The sequence below is a fragment of the Micromonospora sp. CA-240977 genome, assembly GCF_050942285.1.
GTDB lineage: Bacteria > Actinomycetota > Actinomycetes > Mycobacteriales > Micromonosporaceae > Micromonospora.
Genome location: NZ_CP192055.1, coordinates 3,825,000 through 3,839,662 on the forward strand (window position 1 = coordinate 3,825,000; position 14,663 = coordinate 3,839,662).

At 70.5% G+C, this 14,663-nt stretch carries 13 protein-coding genes; 5 read left to right on the top strand and 8 right to left on the bottom strand.

Annotation, left to right across the window (positions count from 1 at the left end; all coding sequences use genetic code 11):
* Positions 1-213 precede the first annotated feature (213 nt).
* Positions 214-777 carry a hypothetical protein gene (locus ACQPWW_RS17755; protein WP_433123999.1) on the bottom strand — a complete coding sequence of 188 codons (564 nt, stop codon included), beginning with the start codon at positions 775-777 and terminating at the stop codon, positions 214-216.
* Between the two features lie 954 nt (positions 778-1,731).
* Here ACQPWW_RS17755 and ACQPWW_RS17760 point away from each other — a divergent pair.
* Positions 1,732-2,073, top strand: a complete 342-nt coding sequence (locus ACQPWW_RS17760) for a hypothetical protein (RefSeq protein WP_433124001.1) — start codon at positions 1,732-1,734, stop codon at positions 2,071-2,073.
* Positions 2,070-2,729 carry a nucleotidyl transferase AbiEii/AbiGii toxin family protein gene (locus ACQPWW_RS17765; protein WP_433124002.1) on the top strand — a complete coding sequence of 220 codons (660 nt, stop codon included), beginning with the start codon at positions 2,070-2,072 and terminating at the stop codon, positions 2,727-2,729. Before ACQPWW_RS17760 ends, ACQPWW_RS17765 begins: the two co-directional genes overlap by 4 nt.
* 172 nt (positions 2,730-2,901) lie before the next feature.
* Here ACQPWW_RS17765 and ACQPWW_RS17770 read toward each other — a convergent pair whose 3' ends face one another.
* A complete protein-coding gene (locus tag ACQPWW_RS17770) occupies positions 2,902-3,804 on the bottom strand; it encodes an SDR family oxidoreductase (protein WP_433124004.1) in 903 nt (300 codons plus the stop codon).
* Positions 3,805-3,988: 184 nt separating this feature from the next.
* Here ACQPWW_RS17770 and ACQPWW_RS17775 point away from each other — a divergent pair, with 184 nt between their 5' ends.
* A complete protein-coding gene (locus ACQPWW_RS17775; RefSeq protein ID WP_433124005.1) occupies positions 3,989-5,779 on the top strand; it encodes a bifunctional metallophosphatase/5'-nucleotidase in 1,791 nt (596 codons plus the stop codon).
* Between the two features lie 54 nt (positions 5,780-5,833).
* On the opposite strand, the gene ACQPWW_RS17780 is transcribed toward ACQPWW_RS17775, so the two are convergent.
* Complete coding sequence (locus ACQPWW_RS17780; RefSeq protein ID WP_433124006.1) at positions 5,834-6,007, bottom strand: hypothetical protein; 174 nt, start codon at positions 6,005-6,007, stop codon at positions 5,834-5,836.
* 112 nt (positions 6,008-6,119) lie between these two features.
* Complete coding sequence (locus tag ACQPWW_RS17785) at positions 6,120-7,250, bottom strand: geranylgeranyl reductase family protein (protein ID WP_433124007.1); 1,131 nt, start codon at positions 7,248-7,250, stop codon at positions 6,120-6,122.
* 190 nt (positions 7,251-7,440) lie between these two features.
* Between ACQPWW_RS17785 and ACQPWW_RS17790 the strand changes: the two genes are divergently transcribed.
* Both ACQPWW_RS17790 and ACQPWW_RS17795 read left to right on the top strand, forming a co-directional pair.
* Positions 7,441-7,677 carry a hypothetical protein gene (locus tag ACQPWW_RS17790; RefSeq protein WP_210859535.1) on the top strand — a complete coding sequence of 79 codons (237 nt, stop codon included), beginning with the start codon at positions 7,441-7,443 and terminating at the stop codon, positions 7,675-7,677.
* Positions 7,678-7,762: 85 nt separating this feature from the next.
* Positions 7,763-9,202, top strand: coding sequence for an MFS transporter (locus ACQPWW_RS17795; RefSeq protein ID WP_433124009.1), 1,440 nt, complete (start codon positions 7,763-7,765; stop codon positions 9,200-9,202).
* A gap of 78 nt (positions 9,203-9,280) precedes the next feature.
* On the opposite strand, the gene ACQPWW_RS17800 is transcribed toward ACQPWW_RS17795, so the two are convergent.
* The 4 genes from ACQPWW_RS17800 to ACQPWW_RS17815 form a co-directional block, all read right to left on the bottom strand.
* Positions 9,281-9,841, bottom strand: coding sequence for a hypothetical protein (locus tag ACQPWW_RS17800; protein ID WP_433124010.1), 561 nt, complete (start codon positions 9,839-9,841; stop codon positions 9,281-9,283).
* Between the two features lie 936 nt (positions 9,842-10,777).
* Positions 10,778-11,404 (bottom strand): hypothetical protein, encoded by a 627-nt coding sequence (locus tag ACQPWW_RS17805; protein ID WP_433124012.1) that lies wholly within the window; start codon positions 11,402-11,404, stop codon positions 10,778-10,780.
* A gap of 13 nt (positions 11,405-11,417) precedes the next feature.
* Positions 11,418-13,202, bottom strand: coding sequence for a DUF4012 domain-containing protein (locus ACQPWW_RS17810; protein ID WP_433124013.1), 1,785 nt, complete (start codon positions 13,200-13,202; stop codon positions 11,418-11,420).
* A 97-nt stretch (positions 13,203-13,299) separates the two neighbouring features.
* A complete protein-coding gene (locus ACQPWW_RS17815) occupies positions 13,300-14,547 on the bottom strand; it encodes a glycosyltransferase family 4 protein (protein WP_433124015.1) in 1,248 nt (415 codons plus the stop codon).
* Positions 14,548-14,663: the final 116 nt, after the last annotated feature.

Sequence of the window (14,663 nt, forward strand, 5' to 3'; positions counted from 1 at the left end):
GGCCGCGAGATCTTGGACAGTTTCCGTTAGCCGCTGACGGAAACTGTCCAAGATCTCCGACCAACCGCCGTCGGAGGCCGGGGTGATCGGCTGCCCGCGCGCCCGACACTGCGTCGCGTCAGCCCCACAACCCGTCGCCGCAGCCGCGTATGCCGCTGGCCGGCACCCCGGGTGTGGGGTGCCGGCCAGCGGTCGGTGTTCAGCCGGTGGGGGTCAGCTGTTCCAGTACTGGCCGACGAGGTCGGTGGCCTGCTGCTCCCACTGGGCGTACGCGTCCGGGTAGGCGGACACCTGCACGGTCTGCGCGGCTTCGGTCAGCGGCATGTCCTGCCAACCGTCGACCTGCGTGAGGCCCTTGAGGAACGCCGTCGTCGAGTAAGCCGGGTCGGTGATCTGCTCCGGAGTACCCCAACCCGAGCTCGGGCGCTGCTGGAACAGGCCCAGCGAGTCGTGGTCGTTGCTGTCACCCAGGTGACCCAGGTTCTCCAGCTTCGACTCCTGCAGGCTCGTCGCGATCGAGATCACCGCGGCCCGCTCGGGCAGGCCGGCCTTCTTCGTCGCGGCGATGATCGCCTTCACGTTGGCCGTCTGCTCACCGTTCAGGGTGATCGTGGACTGGTCGCCCTGCGGCTTCGGCGCACTGGTCTGCACCGTAGCGGCGACCGGCTTGCCCTCGACCGGGGTGGCGGCGTGGGCGGCGATCGGACCGGCGAACACACCACCGGCGAACGCGAGACCCGCAACAGACAGGACGCTCTTACGCATGATCGTGTTCATGGGGGTAGCTCCTTCGGGGGTAGGAACACCCAAACCACTGACCGGGGGGCCGGCGGCACGGGTGTGAGCACCTCGTCCGGCGCTGCACAAAAACGGGGAAAGTCTGGAGGGTGGGCGACCGGCAAGCCGGAAGGCTCACGACGCCCAAATTGCGGCGACCTCACAAGCGGGGCTCGTACCAGGTTCGGTGAGCGGGGGCTTGTGGTGCCGGGTCCAGATGTAACGACCGGCGGGCCGGGGTCATTCCAGGGGCGGCCCATCCACCGGCACCCTCGCGGAAGCGGTGACCGGGTGGTCGTTCGTGGGGACTCTAACGACCTGACCGCGACCCGCATTCCAACCCCGTCGGGCGGGGCGGCGAGCCGGTGGTGCTGCGATCGTCAGGGTATGTAACGACCCCGGCCCAGCCATCATTCCGACCCACGGGTGCGGCCCGCCACGGCCAACAGAACTGCGGAACCGGACAAACCGCCCGGGCGCGAACATCGCCGGCGATCTCGCCGGCCGGGACCAGGATCAGGCAGCCCGGCGGGGCGAGATCCGCTCGACTTCATGAAGATCGGCCTATCCCAGCGGGACCACACCCCGACTTCCCGAAACCCGAGTCGATCAAGAGTGTCGCCGACCACCCAGACCGGGCAAACGGGGTAAAATACCCGTCGGGCGCGAGGGGCCGCGGTGAACCGCCAGGTCACCGGGACCGGGTCGGGCAGCCCTTCCGGCGGTGGGCGGGGCCGTAGGTGGAGCCGCCAGACAGAAACGGTGGGATTGACGCCCCCAGGGACGGCGGATGACGCACGGACCGCTCAGACCACAGCGTCGAGAGCAGCGGTCGGCCGGCGGGGCACGACAGGGTCGCGACCGGCCTTGCCGGAGCGGGACCGCACCGGCCTGCGGCAGGGCGCGGGGATCGTCCTGAGCGACACCGGGTCTGCCGGGCGTTACCCTGACACCATGCAGGCCGTTTTTCCCACCCCGACCGACGTCGCCTTCCTGGCGCGTCCGGGTCGCCCTGCCGTGGTGGCGAGAACGCTCGCCGAGCTGGCCGGCCCGACCCGGGGTGTCGTCGAACTGCCCGTGCGGTTGATGTGGAACGCCGAGCGCACCTTCGACCTCGGCGACCCCGACCAACTGCTCTGGATGTACGAGAACGTGCTCCGCGAGACCACCCGCGCCGACGATCTGCGGGCGCTGATCAACGGGCGGACGTTGCGTCGGGTGTGGCGACTGCTCAACCTGCCCCGGGGCGTACGGCAGGCGTGGGAGTCCCGGCACCGCGGCCTGCGCGCGGCGTGACCGAGCCTCACCTGCACGAGTTCTACCGGGAGGTGGCGCGGGTGGCGCTGACCGCCGCCGGGCCGTACCGGTTCGTGTTGGGTGGTGGGGTGGCCTGGGCGGCGCACGGGTTGGTCGCCCGCCCGACGGAGGACGTCGACCTCTTCGCGGACGTGGAGGGCGCTGCCGCGGCGGCGTCCACCGGGGTACGGGTGGCGTTGGAACGCTCCGGTTTCACCGTCACCGACGCGGACCCGGACAGTGAGCTGGCCGAGCTGTTCGACGGGTACGGCCAGGACATGAAGGACTTCGTGGTGAGCCGGGACGGGCGGCAGATCCGGCTCAGCCTCGCCCGGTTGGACCGTCAGCAGAGCCCGGTGGTGATGGACCTCGGCCCGGTCATGGACGTGCGGGACCTGGTGGCCAACAAGATCGCGGCGTTGGTGAACCGACGGGAGGTCCGTGACTTCATCGACGTCGCGGCGGCGCTGGAGCACTACGACGTGACCGAGCTGTTGGTGCTGGCACGGCAGGTCGATCCCGCGCTGGATCCGGCGGACGTGCGAGCCGCCGGCCGTTACCTGGACCGGCTGTCCGAGCAGCGCTTCGGTCGTTACGGCCTGAGCGCGGCCGACATCGCCCAGGTCCGCCAACGCTTCGCCGCGTGGCCGCGCTGACGCGACCGCCGCCGACGAACCGCGCAACGAGACGCCGAACCAGCGCAGCGCCGGACCGCCACAGCAGGCGCACCGGACCAGCGCCACGCCGGACGCCCGAGGCACGCGCCACCGGAGGGACACGGCGTCGCGCCGGGGCGGGCGGCCGACCGGCGCCCGCCCCAACAGTGGATCACTTGGTCGGTCGACCGCCCGTGACTCCCAGGATCTCGCCGGTGACGTAGCTGGACTCCTGCGACGCGAAGAAGACGTACGCCGGGGCCAGCTCGGCCGGCTGGCCGGGGCGCCCCTCCGGGGTGTCGGTGCCGAACTGCTTCACCTTCTCCTCGGGCATCGTGGACGGGATCAATGGCGTCCAGACCGGGCCGGGTGCGACAGCGTTGACCCGGATGCCCTGCTCGGCCAGGTCGGCGGCGAGGGCCTTTGTGAAGTTGGCGATCCCCGCCTTCGTGGTGGCGTAGTCCAGCAGCTGCGGTGACGGGTCGAACGCCTGGATCGACGCCGTGTTGATGATCGCCGACCCCTCGGCCAGGTGCGGGATGGCGGCCTTGCAGAGCCAGAACATGGCGTACAGGTTGGTCCTGAGCACCCTGTCGAACTGCTCGGTGCTGATCCCGAGGATCCCCTTGTCCTGCGACACCTGGTACGCCGCGTTGTTCACCAGGATGTCGATGCCACCCAGGTCGCGGACCGTCCGATCGACCAACTCCTGGCAGTGCGCCTCGTCGGTGATGTCGCCGCGTACCGCGATGCCGCGCCGGCCGGCGTCCTCGACCAGTCGGATGGTCTCCCGGGCGTCGGCGTCCTCCTCCTCGCTCAGGTACGAGATGAGCACGTCGGCGCCCTCCCGGGCGTAGGCGATCGCGATGGCCCGGCCGATCCCCGAGTCACCACCGGTGATCAACGCCCGTTTGCCGTCGAGCTTGCCGCTGCCCCGGTACGAGGCTTCCCCGTGGTCGGGCTTCGGGCTCATGTCCCCGGTCGAGCCGGGCGGTGACTGCTGCTGAGCGGGCTGGCCCGACTGCTGGCCGTACTGGTTGGTCGGGTCCTGCTGGGTGTGCTGGTCCTCAGTCACTGACAACTCCTCGCTGCGCGCGGGAAGCGGGGCTCTCCCGCGAATGTCCTCCCCGACCGCCCTACCCCGCTGTGGCCTGCGGAAACCGCAGGAGCGCCTGGGGCTGGCGTGGCGGGCGTGACGGCTGCTGGTTATGGTGCGCAAGGCGCTCACGAGGCGCGTCCACCCCATGGAAAGGCACGTCATGACCTCTCCCTCCGGCCCGTCGCGCCGCCAGGTGCTCGTCGCCGCCGCCGCGGCGGCGACCGCCCCGCTGATCGCCGCCGCGCCCGCGCAGGCGGCCGGCGTGGCCCGGCCGCGCACCTGGGACCTCACCCTCCTGGGCACGTCGGACACCCACGGCAACGTCTACAACTGGGATTACTACCGAGACGCCGAGTACGACGACAGCAAGCACAACGACATCGGCGTCGCGAAGTTGGCGACCCTGATCAACCAGATCCGTCAGGAGCGGCGCGGCAAGGCGACGCTGGTGCTCGACGCCGGTGACACGATCCAGGGCACGCCGCTGGCGACGTACTACGCCAAGCAGGAGCCGATCACCGCCACCGGGGAGAAGCACCCGATGGCCCGGGCGATGAACGTCATCGACTACGACGCGGTGACGCTCGGCAACCACGAGTTCAACTACGGCCTGCCGTTGCTGGACCTGTGGATCCGCCAGCTCGGCTTCCCGGCGCTCGCCGCGAATGCGGTGAACGCCAAGACCGGCAAGCCGGCGTTCCTGCCGTACGTCATCAAGAAGGTCTCCCTCGGTTTCGCCGCGCCGACCCTGCGGGTCGGCATCCTGGGGCTGACCAACCCCGGCGTGGCCATCTGGGACCGGGGCAACGTCGAGGGCAAGCTGCGCTTCGACGACATGGTCGCGACCGCCGCGAAGTGGGTGCCGATCATGCGGGCCCGCGGTGCGGACCTCGTGCTGATCTCCGCGCACGGCGGTGACAGCGGCACCTCCAGCTACGGCCCGGAGTTGCCGAACGAGAACCCGGTGGCGCTGATCGCCCAGCAGGTGCCGGGGATCGACGCGATCCTCTTCGGTCACGCGCACAACGAGGTGGTCGAGCGGTTCGTCACCAACGAGCGGACCGGCGAGCAGGTGTTGCTCTCCGAGCCCTCGAAGTGGGGCCAGCGGCTCACCCGGATGGACTTCACCCTCGCCCGGGAGCGCGGCCGCTGGACGATCACCAAGAAGGCCGCCACCATGCTGAACACCAACACGGTGGTCGAGGACCCGAAGGTGCTCGCCGCCGTGCGGTCCCAGCACCAGAAGACCATCGCGTACGTGAACCAGGTGGTCGCCCAGGCGACCGTGGAGATGTCCACTGTGGAGTCCCGGTACAAGGACACCCCCATCCTGGACTTCATCAACCACGTCCAGGCCCAGACCGTCACGGAGGCGTTGGCCGGCACGCAGTACGCCGACCTGCCGGTGCTGTCGCAGGCCTCGCCGTTCAGCCGTACCGCGGTCTTCCCCGCCGGCGACGTCAAGATCCGTGACGTGGCCGGGCTGTACGTGTTCGACAACACGCTCGAAGCGGTCGTGCTCAGCGGCGCCGAGGTGCGCGCCTACCTGGAGTACTCGGCGAAGTACTTCCGGACCCTCGCGCCGGGCGCACCGGTCGACCCGGAGCAGATCAACGACCCGTCGGTGCCGGACTACAACTACGACGCGCTCTCCGGACTGGAGTACGACATCGACATCGCCAAGCCGGTCGGCCAGCGGATCACCCGGCTGGTGCTGCCCGGCACCGACACCCCCGTCGCGGACGACGCACAGTTCGTGATAGCGGTGAACAACTATCGGCGCAGCGGCGGCGGCAACTTCCCCGGCATCGTGAAGACCCAGGTCTACAACGCGCAGCAGGAGATCCGTCAGCTGCTCATCGACTGGGCGCAGGCCAAGGGGACGATCAACCCGGCCGACTTCTTCCAGCCCAACTGGCGACTGGTACGCGAGGGCGTGCCGGTCTTCTGATCGCCGACCGCAGCCGGGCCGTGGGTGGCGACACCCGCGGCCCGTCCGCGTCTCTCAGCCCTGCACGTTCCAGCGGACCGGGTCCTCGGCCTTCTCCGGCCGGTCCCGCCCGGGATCGGTCTCGGTCAGCTCGACCCGCTCGTCCGGCCGGACGGCGGGCGGCAACTCCCCGAAGCGCGCGTACCGCAGGAACGCGTACTCGTCGTCGGTGAACGGCTGCTCGGCCATGGGTGCCTCCTGGTGCTCCCTCGTCATTGTCCGGGGTGCGGGGTGCTGCGTGCCAGGGTGACGTCACACCGCGTAGAGCATCCTAGGATCCTGGGTGAACAACGATGGGCGGTCAACGCCGGTCGGGCAGCCGGTCGAGCACCGCGAGCGCAGCCCGGATCGGCCGCCGTCGCAGCATCTCGGCGAAGCTCGCCCGACCCTGACAGAACTGGACGAACATCCGCCAACCCGGCGGGGTCGCCAACAGCGCGTGAAACACCTCCGGACGCCGGGTGAACACGTCGAGCAGCCGGAACCCCGCCCGCATCTCCGGCACCAGACGCTCGGCGACCGCCCGCTCGTACCCGGCCAGATCCCCGCCGGCGACCGCCGCACCGGCCAACTCCCCCGAGCGCAACGCGAAGCTGATGCCCTCCCGGCTCCACGGTTCCAACAGCCCCGCCGCGTCGCCCACGACCAGCACCCGACCGTTACGCAGCGGCGAATCCTCCTCGCGGCACCGGGTCAGGTGACCGGAGTCGTGCTCCGCCGGCAACCCGGTCAGCCCCAACCGGTCGACGAACTGCCGCAGGTAGTCCCGGGTCCCCTCCCCCGCGCCCCGAGCCGCGATCACACCGACGGTCAACCTGTCGTTCTTGGGAAAGACCCAGGCGTACGAGCCGGGCATCGCACCCCAGTCCAGCAGCAGCCGACCCCGCCACCGCTCCTGCTCCACCGGCGGCACCGCGATCTCCAACTCCAGACCCAGGTCCACCTGCCGGTACCGCACCCCCACGTGTCGCGCGGTCACCCCCGACGAACCGTCCGCCCCGATCACCGCACGGGCCGCGATCGTCGTACCGTCGGCCAGCCGCAGGCGTACCCCCTCGGGGTCCTGCTCGATCGCGCGGACCGCGACCCGCTCGCGCAGCTGCGCGCCGGCGGCGACCGCCGCCGCGCGCAGCCGGTCGTCGAACTCCTCGCGGCGCACCATTGTCACCACTGGACTGCCGTTGCGGCGGGTGAACTCCCGACGACCGTCCCGGGTGAACGTGACCCGGTCCACCCGGTCCTGCGCGGGCACCTCGATCCGACCGTCGACGGCCGCCAGCGAGGTGCCGATCAGGCCACCACCGCAGGTCTTGTACCGCGGGTGCGCGGCCCGCTCGACAACCAGGGTGGAGACACCCGCGCGGGCAGCGGCGTGGGCCGCGGACAACCCGGCGGGGCCGGCGCCGACGACAACCAGGTCCCAAACGATCACGACAGCAGCCTAGGGGATGGCGAAGGTCCCGCCGAGCTGCGCAACCGCCTGCCGTCGGGGTGATCCCGCGCGGCTACCCGCGTGCCGCGCCTGGTCCGCACCGCCCGATCGGGTGCGCATCTTCGGTCGGCCAGGGGGTAACCGGCGCACGGCAACCGCCGCACGACGGCGGACGAACGAAGGAGGAACCATGCAGCAGGTGCCACTGTCGGAGGCCGAGCAACGGGTGTACCAGGCGGTCACCACCCTTGAGGCACGCGGACAGGTGCCCTATCCGGACCTGATCGCCGAGGAGTCCGGGCTGACCGAGGAACAGGTGGGTAGCCCCCTGCACCTGCTCACCGAGAAGGGCCTGCTGCACCGCGAGGACTCGCCGATGGCGGGCCTCGACTTCGGTCCCCGGTTCTGCGCCCGCCAGATGGCGTGACCCGCGGAACAAGCCGGGACGATTCGCCCCCCGCTGACCCGGGTAGGGGTCAACGATGCGCGAGCAACGGTCAACGGGGGGCACGATGAGTGCGGCGCAACCGCCGCAGCCGGTGGACGCTGCCGCGAACCGGCGACGCTGGCAGGCCGTCGGCGTCGGACTGGTCGCCGCGTTCATGACGTTGCTCGACGTCAGCATCGTCAACGTCGCGGTGCCGTCCATCGACCGGGCACTGCACGCCTCGTCAAGTGACCTCCAGTGGATCCTCTCCGGGTACGCGCTCACCTTCGGCTTGGCGCTGGTGCCCGCCGGCCGCTTCGGCGACGCCCGCGGCCGGCGCAACGCGTTCGTCTTCGGCATCGCCCTGTTCACCGTGACCAGCGCGCTCGCCGGCCTCGCCACCTCGCCGACCTGGTTGGTCATCGCCCGACTGCTCCAGGGCGCCGCCGCCGGCATCGTCAACCCACAGGTGATCGGACTGATCCAGCAACTCTTCCGCGGGCCGGAACGGGCCCGCCCGTTCGGGCTGCTCGGCGCCACCATCGGAATCTCCACCGCCGTCGGGCCGCTGCTCGGCGGGCTGCTCATCGCCATCGGCGGCGAGGAACACGGGTGGCGGTGGGTCTTCTTCGTCAACGTCCCGGTGGGCGTCCTCGCGGTGATCCTCGGCTGGCGTCTGCTGCCCGGCCGCCCCGCCGGTCAACCCGGCTGGCGTCAACTCGACCCCGTCGGGGTCCTCCTGCTCGGTGTCGGCGTGGTCCTCGTCCTGCTTCCACTCGTGCAGGAGCAGCAGTGGCGCACCCCCTGGAAATGGGCGCTCATCCCGGTCGGTGCCGCGGTGCTGATCGCCTTCGGGCTCTGGGAGCGGCGATACGAACGCCAGCACCAACCACTGTTCGACCTTCGACTGTTCAGCCTCCAGTCGTACACCCTGGGGTCGCTCATCGCGCTCGTCTACTTCGGCGGCTTCACCGCGATCTTCTTCATCTTCACCCTGTTCCTGCAAATGGGTCTCGGCTACAGCGCGCTCGTCGCGGGCCTGGCCATCACCCCGTTCGCCCTGGGTTCGGCCGCCGCCGCCGTGCTCGGTGGCCGCATCGTCAACCGCGTCGGCCGACCACTGGTCGCCATCGGTCTGGTCACCGTCGTGGTCGGGCTGGCCGCGACTGTCGTCGCGTTGCACCTCGCGCCGGACGCCCCAGCACCCTGGGTCACCACCGGCCCCCTGCTCGTCGCCGGCATCGGCAGCGGGTTGGTGATCGCACCCAACCAGACGATCACCCTCGCCGACGTTCCGGTAGCGCAGGCGGGCAGTGGCGCGGGCATGCTCCAGACCGGTCAGCGGATCGGCGCCGCCGCCGGCATCGCCGCCGTCGGCTCGATGTTCTTCTCATCGCTTGCCGACAGCCGCGGCAACTGGACCACGTCCTTCGAACGGTCGCTCATGCTGGCCACCGGCATCATCGCACTCGCGCTGATCTGCGCGCTGATCGACATCTTCCGCACGCGCCATCAGAAAACCTGACAACACCAGGGGTACGCCGCTGGCCGGCACCCCGGGGTGTGGGGTGCCGGCCAGCGGTCGGTGTTCAGCCGGTGGGGGTCAGCTGTTCCAGTGCTGGCTGACCAGGTCGGTGGCCTGCTGCTCCCACTGGGCGTACGCGTCCGGGTAGGCGGACACCTGCACGGTCTGCGCGGCCTCGGTCAGCGGCATGTCCTGCCAACCGTCGACCTGCGTGAGGCCCTTGAGGAACGCCGTCGTCGAGTAAGCCGGGTCAGTGATCTGCTCCGGAGTACCCCAACCCGAGCTCGGGCGCTGCTGGAACAGGCCCAACGAGTCGTGGTCGTTGCTGTCACCCAGATGACCCAGGTTCTCCAACTTCGACTCCTGCAGACTCGTCGCGATCGAGATCACCGCGGCCCGCTCGGGCAGGCCGGCCTTCTTCGTCGCGGCGATGATCGCCTTGACGTTGGCCGTCTGCTCACCGTTCAGGGGAATCCGAGACTGCTCACCCTGCGGCTTCGGTGCGGTGCTCTGCACCGTGGCCGCGACGGGCTTGGTGTCGACCGGGTTGGCGTGGGCGGCGATCGGACCGGCGAACACACCACCGGCGAACGCGAGACCAGCAACGGACAGGACACTCTTACGCATGATCGTGTTCATGGGGGTAGCTCCTTCGGGGGTAGGAACACCCAAACCACTGACCGGGGGGTCGGCGGCACGGGTGTGAGCACCTCGTCCGGCGCTGCACAAAACAGGGGCAAAGTCGGGAGGGGTGGGCGACCGGCAAACCAGAAGGCTCACGACGCCCGAATTGCGGCGATCTCACAAGCGGGGGCTCATGGTGCCTGGTTCGGCGACCGGCCAGCGGGGGGCCTGTGGTGCCGGGCCCGGGTGCAACGACCGGCGGGCCGGGGTCATTCCAGAGGCCGGCCCATCCATCGGCTGAGCGGTGGCTTGTGGTGCCGGGTCCAGGTGTAACGACCTGCGGGCCGGGGTCATTCCGGGGGCGGCCCATCCACCGGCACCCTCGTCAAGGCGGTGACCGGGCGGTCGTTCGTGGGGACTGTAACGACCGGACCGAAGCCCGCATTCCAACCCCGCTGGGCGGGGCGGCGAGCCGGTGGTGCTGCGATCGTCAGAGTATGTAACGACCCCGGCCCGGCCATGATTCCAGGCCGCGGGTGCGGCCCGCCACAATGCCGGATATGCCCAAACTCGACAAAATACCCCAATGATCTGCCGTCCGCGTCGCCAGACGGCTCGACACCCGCGCCAGGCCTATCCGGGCGGACATGATCCACTCGACGTCATTGATACCGGGGCATCCGGGACGCTCCGACACCGCGACATCATGAAACCCGAGTCGATCAAGAGGCCTCGAGCACGGCCAACCCTTCCGAAACGGACGAATTGCCCGAACGAGGCTCTTGATTGGCCTGGATCTGGTCGGCCCTGGATCTGGTCGAGGCCGAACCCGCTAAGGACCAGGGACATCCGGGAACCAGACGCATGGGCAACAGGTGCTGGCGCCCGCCGGAGTGTTCCGACGGGCGCCAGCTTGAGGTGCGATCCGGGCAGGGCCCGGTGGTGTGCGGATTAGTGCGCAGCCCCACCGAGGCGCTGGCGGCGACGCCAGGCCAGGGTCAGCAGCAGCATGACCGCTCCGGCGCCGACGAGGCCGCCGCCGAGCTTCATGGGCGTGCCGATGCTGTCACCGGTGACGGGCAGCGGCTGCTTCTTGTGCAGCACCCGCAGCTCGGTGCTGGCGGTACGGCCGGACTCCCGACCCGTGGCGGTGAAGGTCAGCAGACCCGTCACCGACGGCTTGTAGCTCTTGGTGAACCTTCCCTGGGCGTTGGTGTACGCCGTGAAGTTCAGCGGCGCGCTCGCCTGGTAGGCCACCGGGGCCATCGCCACGGTGCTGCCGTCGCTGCGGCGAGCCGGAGCCTGACCGCCGGCCGGAGCAGCCAACGGAGCCACCGTCACCGAGATGTCGACGGTCTCGTTCGGTCCGAAGCCGGTGCCGGTCAGCACGACCGTCTCGCCAAGGAAGATCGTCGGTCGGTTGACGGTCAGGGCCGGGTTCTGCGGCGTGTACGGCGGCGGCTGGGTCGGGTCGGTCGTGGTCGGCGCCGGCTGCGGCTGTGCCGCCCCCGCTGCCGTCGGCACGGCCACCACGGCCAGGCCGACCGTGAGCGCCATGATGATGCGGGATAGCCGCATGATTGGTTCCCTCCTACTGGTCACAGCTTGGTGCGGAATGAACTTGGGTGGTCCAGGGGCTGGCGGTGGGGGTCAGCCACAACTCGGCTTGCCCGACGCCGGTCTTGGCCGTCAGCACGGTGACCTCCAACGCCTTCTCGGCGCCGGGGGCGACGTCCACGCTGGCGGTCGCCACCTGACGCCGGCGTTCGGTGCCGCTACCAACGGCCGTCTCGGCCCCATCGAGCCGGGCCTCGAGCACCGCTCCGCCCGCAGGACTGAAGATGGACACCAAGGTGCGGACGGTGTACGGATCACCAGCCATGCCGAGACCGAGGACCGACTCACTGAGTCCGGACTTCGGCGCGGTCGAGCGCAGGGTCACCCGCAGCCGAAGCTCACGGCGGCCATCGGGCCGGCATTCGCCGACCGTCAGGTTCGCCGTCGGCCGCAGGTAGTAGCCGAGCTTCGCGCCGCTGCCGTCGTTGAGGAAAACGCCGACGGTCGGCACGGTGTCCTGTTCCGGAAGCGTCCCGGCCATCCGGCTCGCGCCGAATGTCCGCTGTTCCTCAGGTCGGGCACTCCAGAACAATATCCGGCGTTCAGTGATAGCACGGTCAAATGCGGACAACAACACACGAGGGTTGACATTCTTCTTGAAGAAGGCGTCGAAGACCGACGCGGCCGACGCCGCGAAGAACGCGTCCTGCTGGCGTACGTTCAGCCGCTGGTAGCTGTCGTTGAGCAAGGTCTGCACGACCTTCTCGCTGGCCAGCGGGACGCCACCGGGCACCAACACCGGGCCGGTCGCCTTGAGCAGGTAGGACAGCACCACCGGGTCGACGGCGAGCACCCCGTCGACGGTGATGCCCGTCGAGCGTCGGAACATCTCGCGGTACAGCGTGGCGGCGGTCGGGAAGTGCGGAGACAGATTGACGTCGGCGGGATAGATGCCGGGCAGGTCGGTCCAGAGGGCCCGGGTCTCGGCGGGCACCTTCAGCGCCGGGGTGAACCGGCCCAGCGAGGCACTGCTGCCCTGCTTGCCCATCTTCACCGCGCCGTTCTCCGCCTCGATCATCGCGTACGCGCCGAACATGCCCCCGGTGGCGCGAAGCTCGGCGAGGTTCTGCGAGACCAGCAGGTACCGTCGCGGTCCGTTCGCGCCGAGGAGCGGCGGCAGGAGGCGGGCTCCCTGGTCGGCGGCCGTGGTGAGGCTGGACAGTCGGTCGATCTCGTCGCGCAGGTCCGTCAACGCCTGCCGGACCTGGCTGACCAGGCGGTCGGCCGGCACCGAAGCCAGGTCCCGACGGGTCCGCTGCACCGACTCGTTGACCCCGGTCAGCTCGGTGGACACGGCGGTGAGCCCAGCGAGATCCAGCCGTCCGCCGGTCGGCACCAGGCTGGTCAGATCCGTCCGCAGAAGACTCGGGAACGCCTCCCGGGCCAGTTGGTCGATGGCGACGGCGATCCGGCGGACGGCGTCGAGGTCGTCGCCCGCGATCGGCGTGCGCCGACCGAGTCGCCAGCTCGGATCAGCCGTCGCCGCCCGAGCGGCGCCGGACTGCTCCTGGAGGGCGGCGAGCGTCCGCAGGGCGCGGTCGGTGTCCCCGCCCACCACCTGGGCGCTCAACTCCCGGGCCAGGCCGGCGGCGTTGAGCAGGTGGGTACGCGCCTGCCAGCCGCGGAAGCCGATCCATCCGCCGGTCGCCAGCAGCAGCGAGCCGACGACCAGGGCGCCGAGGAGGGCACGTCGCAGTCGGGCACGCCGACGACGCCGGGACCGGCTCCGTCGCCGGGTCGGCCGTTCGCTTTCCGTCACACCACACTCCCGTTCGCGGAACCGGACAGAAGGTCGGTTCCCTGACGTTCTTAGCACGCGTCGGGGAACTTCGTACCGTTATTAGATTCTTCGCCCTTTAAGCGAATTTCCTTCGAAGCTCACCGGCGGGCTCGGGGACCCGTCCCGCCGCCTCGTGCAGCAGCCGCTCGATCCGGTCCACGCCGGCCGGCAGCGACATCTCCCGCAGGTACGCGGCCCGCCCCCGGCGACCCATCTCGGTACGCGTCGGCGGCGGGATGGTGGCGGCCAACCAGAACCGGTCGGCCAGCGCCGCCCAGTCCTCCGGCGGGCACGACAGTCCTGCCCGGACCCTTTCGACAAGCTCGGTGGTGTCGCCGCCGGCCGACGCGACCACCGGTGCGGCACAGGAGAGCGCCGCCTGCAGCTTGCCGGGCACCGTGCCGCGCAGCTCCGGAAGGTCACGCAGCATGACCAGCTGATAGTCGGCGGCGGCGTACAGCTCGGGCATGTCGACCGGCGACCGGCGTTCCACGAAGCGGACGTTGTCCGCGCCCAACTCGGCGGCGAGCCCTCGGACCCGCCGCTCGGCCGAGCCCGAACCGACAAGGACCAGGTCCATCGTCCGGTCCAGCGCCGCGGCCGCCCGGACCGCGGTCTCCAGGCCCTGCCGTGGGCCGATCGTGCCGGCGTGCATGACCACGCACCGACCGTCGCGCCGGACCAGCTGGCGGGCCGCCGCGCCGGGCGTCGCCGGATAGAAGATCCGCTCGTCGGTCCAGTTGAGCACCAACCGGACCCGGTCCGGTTCGGCGCCGGCGGCGACGACCAGATCCCGCATCGACGGCGCGGCGACCGCGATCCGCGCGGCGGACCGGTAGATCCGGGTCATCGCGCTGCCCATCCGCGCCACCCAGCGCCCCTCGGCGGCCTCGTCGACGCCGTCGCGGGTCCAGACGTCCTGGACGTGCAGCACCGCCGGCACCTGCCCGAGCAGCCGGAGCACCCCGGCGGCGGCGAACGTCGTGGCCGGGAGTTGGAAGACGTACAGGGCGTCGAGGTCGCTGAAGTACCGACGGGCGGTCAGCGTCGCGCTGCCGGCGAAGGAGAGGTAGCTGGCCATCCGAGCGCCGGTGGACGTGGCGCCGGCCGGGTAGCGGGGCACCCTGCGCACGGTCAGCCGTTCACTGTGCGTCTCGTGGTGCCAACGCTGCCGCCAGCCGGGATAGACGTGCCCGCCGGGGTAGTCCGGAAACCCGGTGAGCACCCGGACCTCGTGCCCCCGCGCGGCCAACTCCTCGGCGAGGCTGCCGGGGATGAACGCCGGCTCGGGCGGAAAGTGGTAGGACAGGATGCCGATCTTCATCGCCGCGCCCCCGTCCGCTGCGAATCGGCGTCGACCGGCGCGGCACCCTGACCGACGGGCGCACGGCGCGCGTACGATTCCGACAACCCCTCCCCGCGCGGCCGCCGGCACCGACG